Consider the following 12295-nt stretch of genomic DNA (forward strand, 5'->3'; position numbering starts at 1 on the left):
CGTCGATCACGGCACCGGCCGACGGCCTCAGTTGAGCGACGGATCGTCCGGGTACGTCGCCACCATCGCCAGGTCGCTGCGCTGGCGTCGCAGCACCGCGCGCCACAGGCCCTCGGGGTCCGTCGACGAGATGTCGCCCGGTTCCGACTCGACGACGTACCAGGCGCCGTCGGTCAGCTCGGACTCCAGCTGGCGCGGGCCCCAGCCCGCGTACCCGGCGAAGATCCGCAGGGATCCGAGCGCGGAGGCGAGCAGCTCGGGAGGGGCCTCCAGGTCGACCAGGCCGATCGCGCCGTGGATGCGGCGCCAGCCGAGGGGCCCTTCGTCGCCGGGGATCACCGCGACGCCGAGCGCCGAGTCGAGCGAGACCGGGCCGCCCTGGAAGACGACGCCCGGAGCGCCGGCGAGCTCGCCCCAGCCCTCCAGGATGTCGCCGACCCCGACCGGCGTGGGCCGGTTGAGGACCACGCCGAGCGAGCCCTCCTCGTCGTGGTCGAGGAGCAGCACGACCGCCCGGTCGAAGTTCGGGTCCGTGAGGGCGGGTGTGGCCACGAGCAGCCGCCCTGTGAGCGAGGACACCTCGGTCATGCCAGACATGATCCCGCATCTTGCCGCCGAGCGGGGAGTCAATGACCCTTCCCGGGTGAGCCCAGCTCAGAGACGCCTCACGCGCCCGGGGCGCGCGCCGTGAACCGCCTCCGGAAGGTGACCCTCCGCGCCCGTTTAGCGACATTTCGTGTTGTAGCGAAGTCATGACGTCCCCCCGGTGCACTTGGGCTTACGGAAGGGGGGTAGGCGGCCCTTACGCTTATGCCTTGGCCCGCCCAGCGGCCCGGCCCGAAAGGCCTCGCCCGACGGCTCCGCCGCGGTCCTGCCCATCTGTCCTGTCCATCTCATCGGAACGCGAGATTCATGACCGTCACCGACGATGTACTGCTTGTCCACGGCGGAACCCCGCTGGAGGGCGAGATCCGTGTCCGCGGCGCGAAGAACCTCGTGCCCAAGGCCATGGTCGCCGCGCTGCTCGGCAGCGAGCCGAGCCGGCTGCGCAACGTCCCGGACATCCGGGACGTCCGGGTCGTACGCGGCCTCCTCCAGCTGCACGGCGTGACGGTCCGCCCGGGTGAGGAACCCGGCGAGCTGATCATGGACCCGTCGCACGTGGAGAGCGCCAACGTCGCCGACATCGACGCGCACGCGGGCTCCTCGCGCATTCCGATCCTGCTGTGCGGGCCGCTCCTGCACCGGCTCGGCCACGCGTTCATCCCGGGTCTCGGCGGCTGCGACATCGGCGGCCGGCCCATCGACTTCCACTTCGAGGTGCTCCGCCAGTTCGGCGCGACCATCGAGAAGCGGGCGGACGGCCAGTACCTGGAGGCCCCGCAGCGGCTGCGCGGCACGAAGATCCGGCTGCCGTACCCGTCCGTCGGCGCGACCGAGCAGGTCCTTCTGACGGCCGTGCTGGCCGAGGGCGTGACCGAGCTCTCGAACGCGGCCGTGGAGCCCGAGATCGAGGACCTCATCTGCGTACTGCAGAAGATGGGCGCGATCATCGCCATGGACACCGACCGGACCATCCGGGTCACGGGTGTCGACAAGCTGGGCGGCTACACGCACCGCGCCCTCTCGGACCGTCTGGAGGCCGCGTCGTGGGCGTCGGCCGCGCTGGCGACCGAGGGCAACATCTACGTCCGCGGCGCCCAGCAGCGCTCGATGATGACGTTCCTGAACACGTACCGCAAGGTCGGTGGCGCCTTCGAGATCGACGACGAGGGCATCCGCTTCTGGCACCCGGGCGGCTCGCTGAAGTCGATCGCCCTGGAGACGGACGTCCACCCCGGTTTCCAGACCGACTGGCAGCAGCCGCTCGTCGTGGCCCTGACGCAGGCCTCGGGCCTGTCCATCGTCCACGAGACGGTCTACGAGTCCCGCCTCGGCTTCACGTCCGCCCTGAACCAGATGGGCGCGCACATCCAGCTCTACCGCGAGTGCCTGGGCGGCTCGGACTGCCGCTTCGGCCAGCGCAACTTCCTGCACTCCGCGGTCGTGTCGGGCCCCACGAAGCTCCAGGGCGCCGACCTGGTCATCCCCGACCTGCGCGGCGGCTTCTCGTACCTGATCGCGGCCCTGGCCGCCCAGGGCACCAGCCGCGTCCACGGCATCGACCTGATCAACCGCGGCTACGAGAACTTCATGGAGAAGCTCGTGGAGCTCGGCGCGAAGGTCGAGCTGCCGGGCAAGGCACTGGGCTAGCCACAGGTCCTGCCGACGCCCTTCCTGAGCGTCGGCAGGACCCCCGTGACAACGCAGAAGGGGCGGCCACCCGAACCGGGTGGCCGCCCCTTCTGTTGCCTGGCTTACTTGCCCTTGGCGGCTTCCTTGAGCTTGGAGCCCGCGGACACCTTCACGCTGAAACCGGCCGGGATGTTGATCGGCTCGCCGGTCTGCGGGTTGCGGGCGGTGCGAGCGGCACGGTGCGTGCGCTCGAAGGTCAGGAAGCCGGGGATGGTGACCTTCTCGTCGCCCTTGGCAACGATCTCGCCGACCGTCTCGGCGAACGCGGCCAGCACGGCGTCGGCGTCCTTGCGGGTCACCTCGGCGCGGTCGGCCAGCGCGGCCACCAGCTCACTGCGGTTCATGTTTGTACTCCCGTGTTCTTCTTGCCGTTGAGGCGTGCCACGCGGCGGAGCCGCATGTTGGGCACAGCGAAGCCGATGCTGCCAGGGTCCTCGGTCAGGCCCCGGACCCGGGTCCGTCTTCAGACCCTCGCGCCCGAAGACGCATCCTGCCCCCACCAGCGGCGGGAAAGCCAATCCGGCGCCCTTGGGGGTCACACGGATTGCGTCGCCGTCCCGGTATGGGGCGGGGTGGGGCCGTGCTTCCCGGCCACCCTAGAGGGCGGCCAGGGGCCCCGCATTCCGCGACGCGCCGGGCCTCAGGAGGCCGTGGCGCCCGTCACAGCGCCGCCGACGGCCTTCGCGGCGTTACGCACCGCTCCGGCGACGGCGCCCGCGACCTTGTCGTTGAAGACGCTCGGAATGATGTAGTTCGGGTTGAGCTCGTCCTCGCTCACCACGTCCGCCAGGGCGGCCGCGGCGGCCAGCATCATCTCCGTGTTGACCGTACGCGACTGGGCGTCGAGGAGGCCACGGAAGACGCCCGGGAACACGAGGACGTTGTTGATCTGGTTCGGGAAGTCCGAGCGGCCCGTGGCCACAACTGCCGCCGTCTGACGGGCGATTGCGGGGTCGACCTCGGGGTCCGGGTTCGCGAGCGCGAACACGATGGCGCCCTCGGCCATGGCCGCCACGTCGTCGCCGTCGAGCACGTTCGGAGCGGAGACCCCGATGAACACGTCGGCGCCGCGCACGGCCTCCTTGAGCGTGCCCGTGAGGCCCTCGGGGTTGGTGTTGTCGGCGATCCAGCGCAGCGGCGAATCGGCCTTCGCGTCGACGAGGTCCGCGCGGTCCGCGTGCACGACACCGTGGATGTCGGCGACGACCGCGTTCTTGACGCCGGCTGCGATCAGGAGCTTGAGGATCGCCGTGCCGGCCGCGCCCGCGCCGGACATGACGACGCGGATGTCGCCGATGGCCTTACCCGCGACACGCAGGGCGTTCGTCAGGGCGGCGAGGACGACGATGGCCGTGCCGTGCTGGTCGTCGTGGAAGACCGGGATGTCGAGGGCCTCACGCAGGCGGGCCTCGATCTCGAAGCAGCGCGGGGCGGAGATGTCCTCGAGGTTGATGCCCGCGAAGCCGGGGGCGATGGCCTTGACGATCTCGACGATCGCGTCGGTGTCCTGGGTGTCCAGGCAGATCGGCCAGGCATCGATGTCGGCGAAGCGCTTGAAGAGGGCCGCCTTGCCCTCCATGACGGGCATGGCGGCCATCGGGCCGATGTTGCCGAGGCCGAGCACGGCGGAGCCGTCCGTCACGACCGCAACGGTGTTCCGCTTGATCGTCAGACGCCGGGCGTCCTCGGGGTTCTCGGCGATCGCCATGCACACGCGGGCCACACCCGGCGTGTAGACCATGGACAGGTCGTCACGGTTGCGGATGGGGTGCTTCGACTGCATCTCGATCTTGCCGCCGAGGTGCATCAGGAACGTACGGTCGGAGACCTTGCCGAGGATGACGCCCTCGATGCCGCTCAGGCCCTCGACGATCTCGTCGGCGTGCGCGGTGGAGCTCGCGGCGATCGTGACGTCGATCCGGAGTTTCTCGTGGCCGGACGCCGTCACGTCGAGACCGGTCACCGAGCCTCCGTGGGACTCCACGGCCGTCGTGAGTTGGGATACCGCTGTTCCGCTGGCGGGCACCTCAAGGCGGACCGTCATCGAGTAGGAGACGCTGGGCGCCGTTGCCATGGCCGACTTCCTCTGCTTTCACCGTGTGGCTGCTGCTGTTTTTCCGTCCGATCGTCGCACCTACCGCTGAGTACGTGGTAGCCGCCCCGGATTGCGAACGTTTTGTTCACTGCCCGGACAGCACCCCGGTCGCGCGCTTTCGGAAAGTTGTTTCCACCATACGAGAAGTGACGGGAAACAGAAAGAGGTCCACGTCAGCTGACGTGGACCTCTCACTTACGTTGATGACACCGACCCGCCATGCTCGCCTCGCGGCAAGTGGTCGCTCGTAGCGACGAAGGTTGGGCCCGGGGGCTTGGATCGAGCCGGTGCCACGTCCAAGGTAACAAAGGATCCCCGTAAGGCAATTCCCATCCCTCGAACTCATTCACGCAGCAGGTCCGGCACCCCGTCCGCGTCCGGCTCGTCGCGGCTGCCCGAGACGACCGTGAGCTGCTGCGTGGCGCGGGTCAGCGCCACGTACAGGACGCGCAGGCCCGCCGGGGACTCGTCGGCGATCTCCGCGGGCGACACGACGACCGTCGCGTCGTACTCCAGGCCCTTGGCCTCCAGGCTGCCGAGCGCGACCACGCGGTCGCCGAGTCCGGACAGCCAGCGCGCCGCCTCGTCCCGCCTGTTCATCGCGACGACGACGCCGACCGTGCCGTCGACCTGGTCGAGCAGGCGCGCCGCCTCCTCGCGGACGGTGTGCCCGAGACCGTCCCGTACGACCGCGAACCGGGGGCGCACCCCCGTCGAGCGGACCGCCGACGGGGACTCGGAGCCCGGCATGGCGAGCGCGAGGACCTTGGCGGCGAGCTCGGCGATCTCGGCCGGGTTGCGATAGTTCACGGTGAGGGTGAAGCGGCGGCGCGGACGGGAGCCGAGGGCCTCGTCACGGGCCTCCGCCGCCTCGTCCGGGTCCGACCAGGACGACTGGGCGGGGTCGCCGACCACCGTCCACGTCGCGTGCCGGCCGCGGCGGCCGACCATCCGCCACTGCATGGGCGTGAGGTCCTGCGCCTCGTCGACGATGACGTGCGCGTACTCCGTGCGCTCCTGGGCCAGGCGCTCGGCGCGCTCGCGCTGCGTCTCCTCGCGCGAGGGCATCAGCTCCTCGAGACCGGTGAGCTGGTCCAGAGGGTCGTACTCGCGCTTCTTCCTCGGGCGTACGGGGGTACCGAGGACCGCGTTCAGCTCGTCCAGGAGCGCCACGTCGTGCACCGACAGGGCTTCGCGGCGCAGCGAGCGGGCGACCTTGCGGACCTCGCCGGGGTTGAGGATCCGGCGGGCCCAGCGGCCGAGGCGGCGCTCGTCGCCCATCGCGGCGAGAACACCGCGCGGGGTCAGCTCGGGCCACCACGCGTCGAGGAAGCGCAGGAAGTCGTCCTCGGAGGTGATGTCGTCATCGAACGAGGAGCGCAGCTCCGCGGCGAGTTCCGGGTCGCTGTGGCGGGTGCCCGCGCCGGACTGCGACCACAGGGCGTCCAGGAGGAGTTTGCGGGCGCGCGGGCGCAGCAGGTTGACGGGAGCGGTGCCGCTGAGCGCGTTCTGGCGGATCCGCGCCAGGTCGGCGGCCTCCAGCTCCAGGCGGCGGCCGAAGGCGACGACGCGCAGGCGCGTGGGCTGCTCTGCGGGGGCCTGCGCCTCGTCCCCGTCGGAGTCGTCGTCACCGAAGGCCAGCTGGCCCTGCCTCGGCTGCGGCGCCGTCACGGTCCCCATCTCCAGGGCTCCGCGCGCGGCCTTGCGCAGGACGCGCAGCATCCGCGAGGAGCCCTTGACGCGGGCGACCGCCGGGGAGTCGTAGACCGTGGCCTCCGCGCCGTCGACCAGCGAGCCGACCGCGCGGATCGCGACCTGGCCCTCCTCGCCGAGCGAGGGCAGGACGCCCTCGGTGTAGGCGACGAGGAGCGGGGTCGGGGAGACGATCAGGATGCCGCCCGCGTACCGGCGGCGGTCCTGGTAGAGCAGGTACGCGGCGCGGTGCAGGGCGACGGCCGTCTTGCCGGTGCCGGGGCCGCCCTCCACGTACGTCACCGACGCGGCGGGGGCCCGGATCACGAGGTCCTGCTCGGCCTGGATGGACGCCACGATGTCGCGCATGGTGTGGCTGCGGGCCTGGCCGAGGGCGGCCATCAGGGCGCCGTCGCCGATGACGGGCAGCTGCTCGCCGTCGAGGTACGCGGTCAGCTCGGGGCGCATCAGGTCGTCCTCGACGCCGAGCACCTTGCGGCCCTTGGAGCGGATGACCCGGCGGCGTACGACGCGTCCCGGATCGACCGGGGTCGAGCGGTAGAAGGGCGCGGCGGCCGGCGCGCGCCAGTCGATGACCAGGGGCGAGTAGTCGGCGTCCAGGACGCCGATCCGGCCGATGTGGAGCGTCTCGGCGATGTCGGCGCTCCGCTTCCCCTCCGCGTCCTCGCGCACGGACCCCTCGGCGGGCTCCACGGCCGTGTACGCGCCGTCGGGGCCCTTCTTGCCGTCCTTGCCGAGCAGCAGGTCGATCCGGCCGAAGAGGAAGTCCTCGAACTCGTTGTTGAGGCGGTTGAGGTGGATCCCCGCGCGGAACACCTGGGCGTCGCGCTCGGCGAGGGCGCCGGGCGTGCCGACCTGCCCCCGCTGGGCCGCGTCGTTCATCAGGAACTCGGCCTCGTGGATCTTTTCCTCGAGCCGGCGGTACACCTGGTCGAGGTGTTCCTGTTCGACACCGACCTCGCGGTCCCGGACGGAATCGCGGTCCTGGTCGAGCGCGGTCTGCTGATGAGCCTGAGCGGCCACCGGGCCCCCTTCTGACGTGCTGGGCAGCCGTCAAAGGTACGCGAAGGGAGGCCCGGGAGGCTACGCATCCGGCTGCCGGGGCTACGCGTCGACCTCCACGAGGCGTTTGCCGTCGAGCGTCTCGACCTCGAAGTGGTCGATGGCGTTGCGCTCGAACGCGGCGCCCCCGTGCACGTACAGGGGGTACTTCGACGCCCCGTGCTTGCTGTTGGGAATGCCGTAACCCCACTTCGGGACGGCCCAGGTGGTGACCGTCTCACGCTGGCCGTTCTTGCCGACCGCGACCAGCGAGCAGGTGAGCGGGCCCTTGACGTTCTTCAGCTCCAGGACGGTGTGGGTGCCCCAGGCCTTCTTCTCCATGCCGATGGTGGCGGTGACCTTCGTGTTCGGGTCCGTCGCCCTGACCTTCTCGTCCATGTGGTTGAAGAAGGCGTCCTCGGCGGGGCTGGTGGGGTGGGGCTCCACGGCGACGTCGTTCGTCCCGCCGTCGTTCACGGCGATCACGGCCAGCGGACCGCCGATGATCAGCGCGGCGGCGGCCGCCACCAGGTACATCCCGCGGCGGCGCTTGCGTGCCCGCCTCTGCGCCACCTCGTCGAACAGCCGGCCGGCGAGCTGGTCGCTCGGGCGGGCGCCGAGCTGCGCGCCGAGGCGTTCTCTGGCGGGGGTGCCCTGCGGTTCGGGGATGTCCGCGAGGGCGGCGAGCATGGGCTCCATGCCGGCGAACTCCTCCAGCTGGCGTGCGCACAGCTCGCAGCCCGCCAGATGCGCCTCGAAGGCGCTCGCCTCCGCGTCGTCGAGGACACCGAGCACGTAGGCGCCGACCGTCTCGTGAACGTCACCGGACCCATGCGGTCCGTAGTCGTCGTACGAGGCACTCATGCCGTCACCCCCCGCTCCTCCAGCGCCAGCTTCATGGAACGCAGCGCGTAGAACACCCGTGAGCGCACCGTTCCGCTGGGAATACCGAGTGTCGCGGCCGCCTCGTTGACCGTACGCCCCTTGAAGTACGTCTCCACCAACACCTCACGGTGGGCAGGCGTCAGGTCCTCGAGCGCATCCGAAAGCGTCATCAGCCACAGCGCCTTGTCGATCTCGTCCTCCGCGGGGATGACCTCCAGCGGCGACGGATCGACCTCCTGCGGCCGGGCCTGCCGACTGCGGTGAGCGTCGATGACGATGCGCCGGGCGACCGTCACCAGCCAGGGGCGTACCGAACCGGTCGCTCGGTTGAGCTGACCGGCGTTCTTCCAGGCACGGATGAGCGTCTCCTGCACGACATCTTCGGCGCGCTGCCGGTCCCCCGCCACCAGCCTGAGCACATAGGCCAGTAGCGGACCCGCGTGCTCGCGGTAGAGCGCGCGCATCAGCTCCTCGTCGGGCTCAGGAGGCTGCGGCGCGCGATGTCGTGCCCTCGGCGGGCGTTCATCGGCCACGGCGGAATCCTTGCGCACGCCTACCTCCGCTGTCCCCTGGTTGAGCGTTCCGGCTGGGTCGCCGCTCGGCTGGACGCACCCCAATACGCAAGCGGGACGCGAAGCGTTCAAACGATCTGCCGGGACATGCCAAAAAGAGGTTCGGAGAGGTCTTCGGGGGATCTTCAGGCCCGGGCGAGCGCCGCCCTGCGGCGGTGCCGCGCCACCCGCTCCCGGTTTCCGCACACCTCGCTGGAGCACCAGCGGCGGCGCCGGCCCCGGGACGTGTCGAGGTAGATGATCGAGCAGCTGTCTCCCTCGCAGCGGCGCAGACACGAGCGGGCGACCGGGTCCGTCAGCAGTTCCACGGCGTCGCGGGCGACGGCCGCGAGCAGCTCGCGGCAGCCGGGGTCGGCGTGCAGGTCCCTGGCGAGGGTGCCGTCGGTGCGGCGGGTCGCGCGAGGCGCGGGCGGCGCCGCGCGGGCGAGGGCGTTGACCCGCTCCAGGGCGGCGGACGCGGGCCGGCCGTCGAGTTCGCCGCGCACCAACTGGCCGATGTGGCCGCGCAGTTCGTGCACGGCGGCGAGCCAGGACGCGTCGGCGCCGCGCAGCGGCGTGTCCGCGGGCACGAGCCCCGAGCCGACCAGCCAGGTCCGCAGCCGCCCCACCGAGTCGAGCCGTTCGTCGGGATGCGCCGTGGCCAGGAGATCCAGCGAACTGCGCCCGGAGTCGAAGCGCAGCTCGTACGAGGACGAGGACGATGGCGATGCCATGCCCCTACAGTGCCCGCACCCAGGCACCGCCGGAACCCCTGGTGCCGGGCCCCTCACGAAGGGTTCACGGACGGGCCGGCCCGGGACGCCGAGCGTGCTGCGCGAGAACGCCTGGCCGTGGATCGAAACGGCGAAGGACCGACCCGCCCGGCGCGGCCGCCACCAGGACCTGTCGACGGTCGACGGCCCGTCCGCGCCACCACGGCTCACCACGGCCTCGTCGTGCTCCACGACGACGAGGACTTCGCCGCCGCGGGCCGGTCGGCGGACCTGGACGAGCGCAGCGTTCACCGCACGACGAACCGACTCACTCCGTCCCGTACTTGGAGTCCGCCGCCGGGTCCAGGGCCAGGCGGTAGCCGCGCTTGACCACCGTCTGGATCAGCTTGGGAGTGCCGAGCGCCGTGCGCAGCCTGGCCATCGCCGTCTCCACCGCGTGTTCGTCGCTGCCCGCGCCGGGCAGCGCGCGCAGCAGTTCGGCACGCGGCACCACCCAGCCGGGCCGGCGCGACAGCGAGCGCAGGAGCGACATCCCGGCGGGCGGCACCGGGCGCAGGTCGCCGTCGACCAGGACGGCCTGCCCGCGGATCTCCACGCGATGACCCGCGACCGGCAACGTACGGGCCCTGCCCGGGAGTTCGGCGCACAGGACCTGGACGAGCGGGCCGAGGCGGAAGCGTTCGGGCTGCACGGTGTCCACGCCGTGGGCCTGGAGGGGCAGCGCGGTCACGGGACCGACGCAGACGGGCAGGACGTCATGGTGCAGGGCGGCGAGCAACTCCGGCAGCTGGCCGCGCAGTTCGGCCCTGGAGAGCAGGGACACGGCGGCGGGCGCGCTGGTGAACGTGAGCGCGTCCACACCCCGGGCGAGGGTCGCGTCGAGCAGCCGGTCGAGGGGCCCTATGTCCTCCGGCGGCATCCACCGGTACACCGGCACCCCCACGACGTCGGCGCCCGCCTCGCGCAGCGCCTCGACGAAGCCGGGCAGCGGCTCGCCGTGCAGCTGGACGGCGACCCGGCGGCCGTCGACGCCCTCGTCGAGGAGCCGTTCGAGGACCTCCGCCATCGACTCGGACGACGGGGACCACTCCTCGGTGAGCCCGGCGGCCCTGACGGCGCCCTTGACCTTGGGCCCGCGGGCGAGCAGCTCCACGCCGCGCAGCCGGGCGACGAGCGCCTCGCCCAGGCCCCAGCCGTCGGCGGCCTCGATCCAGCCGCGGAAGCCGATGGCGGTGGTCGCGACGACGACGTCGGGCGCGTGGTCGACGATGTCCTTGGTCGCCGCGAGGAGCTCGCTGTCGTCGGCGAGCGGGACGATGCGCAGCGCGGGCGCGTGCAGGACGGCCGCGCCGCGCCGCTGGAGCAGCGCCCCGAGTTCGTCGGCGCGGCGCGCGGCGGTCACGCCCACGGTGAAGCCCGCGAGGGGGCCGTGCTGCCCCGCCGGGGGGCCCTGCTGTGCGTCGTACATGTGGCTCTCGTCCCGCTCGGGTGGTTCTGCCGGGGTCGACCGAGCCTGTCAAGATCCCGTGACGGGCTCGGTTCCCCATGATGTCAGCGGTGTTACGTCACACCTCGGCGTAGCTGAGCCGGGACTCCGTCTCCGCGGCCTCGACGGGAGCCTCCGTGGCGGCCGGGCGGCGAAGGTATACGGCCCAGGTGAGGGCGAAGCACACCGCGTAGAAGACGAGGAACCCGACGAAGGCGGCCGTGCCGGTGCCCGCGGTCTGGAAGGACTGGCGGAAGGCGAGGTTGATGCCGAGCCCGCCGAGCGCGCCCACCGCGCCGATCAGCCCCATCGAGGCCCCGGACAGGCGCCGCCCGTACGCCGCGGCCTCCTCCCCCGCGAGCCCCCTGGCGGCGGCCTTGGCCTGGAAGATGCCGGGGATCATCTTGTACGTCGACCCGTTGCCGAGACCGGTGAGCACGAACAGGGCGATGAACGCCGTGGTGAACAGCGGCAGCGACTTCTGCGTCGACGCGAGGACGACGACGGCGGTGGCGGCGGCCATCCCGACGAAGTTCCACAGCGTGATGCGGGCGCCGCCGAACCGGTCGGCGAGCCGGCCGCCGACGGGCCGGATCAGGGAACCGAGCAGCGGCCCGATGAACGTGATCGACGCGGCCTGCAGCGGTGTCCTGCCGAACTGTGTCTGCAGGACGAGTCCGAACGCGAAGCTGTAGCCGATGAACGACCCGAACGTCCCGACGTACAGGAACGCCATGATCCATGTGTGCGGGTCGCGCACGGCCTCCTTGGCGGCGCCGGTGTCGTTCTTCACGGTCGCGAGGTTGTCCATGAACAGCGCGGCGCAGATCGCCGACACCGCGATGAGCGGGATGTAGATCCCGAGCAGTACGCGCGGTCCGCCGCTCGCGCCGATCACGGCGAGCCCGGCGAGCTGCACGACGGGGACGCCGATGTTGCCGCCGCCCGCGTTCAGGCCGAGCGCCCAGCCCTTCTTCCGCAGCGGGAAGAAGGAGTTGATGTTGGTCATCGACGAGGCGAAGTTGCCGCCGCCCACCCCGGTGAGCAGCGCGCACACCATGAACGTCGTGTACGAGGTCCCCGGCTCCATCACGGCGAACGCGGCGACCGTCGGGATCAGGAGCAGGCTCGCCGCGAAGATCGTCCAATTCCGGCCGCCGAAGCGGGCGACGGCGAAGGTGTACGGCACGCGGGCGACCGCCCCGACCAGCGTGGCCATCGAGACCAGGAAGAACTTGCCGGCCGGGTCGATGCCGTACTCGGGCCCCATGAACAGGACCATCACGGACCACAGGGTCCAGATCGAGAACCCGATGTGCTCGGACAGGATGGAGAACGCGAGATTGCGCCGCGCGACCTTCTCGCCGCCCTCCTGCGACCAGAACGTCTCGTCCTCCGGATCCCACCTCTGGATCCAACTCCGGGCTGCCATCACACGCCTCCAGGGTCACGGTTCTCGGCTGCTGACCCCGAAGGTAGGGATGCGGGATTACCG

At 71.4% G+C, this 12295-nt stretch carries 10 protein-coding genes; 1 reads left to right on the forward strand and 9 read right to left on the reverse strand.

Features of this window, described 5'->3' with window-relative positions:
- Positions 1 to 27: 27 nt before the first annotated feature.
- Positions 28 to 588, reverse strand: coding sequence for a YqgE/AlgH family protein (locus LGI35_RS19130; protein WP_227295035.1), 561 nt, complete (start codon positions 586 to 588; stop codon positions 28 to 30).
- 324 nt (positions 589 to 912) lie between these two features.
- Between LGI35_RS19130 and murA the strand changes: the two genes are divergently transcribed.
- On the forward strand, positions 913 to 2253 hold the full coding sequence (gene murA / locus LGI35_RS19135) for a UDP-N-acetylglucosamine 1-carboxyvinyltransferase (protein ID WP_100593927.1): 1341 nt from the start codon (positions 913 to 915) through the stop codon (positions 2251 to 2253).
- Between the two features lie 104 nt (positions 2254 to 2357).
- Here murA and LGI35_RS19140 read toward each other — a convergent pair whose 3' ends face one another.
- The 8 genes from LGI35_RS19140 to LGI35_RS19175 form a co-directional block, all read right to left on the reverse strand.
- Positions 2358 to 2639: an HU family DNA-binding protein gene (locus LGI35_RS19140; RefSeq protein ID WP_030680681.1), complete on the reverse strand. Its 282-nt coding sequence runs from the start codon at positions 2637 to 2639 to the stop codon at positions 2358 to 2360.
- Positions 2640 to 2935: 296 nt separating this feature from the next.
- Entirely contained in the window at positions 2936 to 4369 is a 1434-nt protein-coding gene (locus LGI35_RS19145; RefSeq protein WP_227295036.1) for an NAD-dependent malic enzyme, read from the reverse strand.
- A 363-nt stretch (positions 4370 to 4732) separates the two neighbouring features.
- Positions 4733 to 7126, reverse strand: a complete 2394-nt coding sequence (locus LGI35_RS19150; RefSeq protein ID WP_227295037.1) for a HelD family protein — start codon at positions 7124 to 7126, stop codon at positions 4733 to 4735.
- Positions 7127 to 7207: 81 nt separating this feature from the next.
- Positions 7208 to 8008, reverse strand: coding sequence for an anti-sigma factor family protein (locus LGI35_RS19155; protein WP_227295038.1), 801 nt, complete (start codon positions 8006 to 8008; stop codon positions 7208 to 7210).
- Complete coding sequence (locus LGI35_RS19160) at positions 8005 to 8580, reverse strand: sigma-70 family RNA polymerase sigma factor (RefSeq protein WP_227295039.1); 576 nt, start codon at positions 8578 to 8580, stop codon at positions 8005 to 8007. Before LGI35_RS19160 ends, LGI35_RS19155 begins: the two co-directional genes overlap by 4 nt.
- A 146-nt stretch (positions 8581 to 8726) precedes the next feature.
- Positions 8727 to 9314: a CGNR zinc finger domain-containing protein gene (locus LGI35_RS19165; RefSeq protein ID WP_227295040.1), complete on the reverse strand. Its 588-nt coding sequence runs from the start codon at positions 9312 to 9314 to the stop codon at positions 8727 to 8729.
- A gap of 307 nt (positions 9315 to 9621) precedes the next feature.
- A complete protein-coding gene (locus LGI35_RS19170) occupies positions 9622 to 10782 on the reverse strand; it encodes a uroporphyrinogen-III synthase (RefSeq protein ID WP_227295041.1) in 1161 nt (386 codons plus the stop codon).
- Between the two features lie 97 nt (positions 10783 to 10879).
- Positions 10880 to 12232: a nitrate/nitrite transporter gene (locus tag LGI35_RS19175; protein WP_227295042.1), complete on the reverse strand. Its 1353-nt coding sequence runs from the start codon at positions 12230 to 12232 to the stop codon at positions 10880 to 10882.
- Positions 12233 to 12295 lie beyond the last annotated feature (63 nt).

Origin of the sequence: Streptomyces longhuiensis (genome assembly GCF_020616555.1) — a bacterium.
Lineage (GTDB): Bacteria > Actinomycetota > Actinomycetes > Streptomycetales > Streptomycetaceae > Streptomyces > Streptomyces longhuiensis.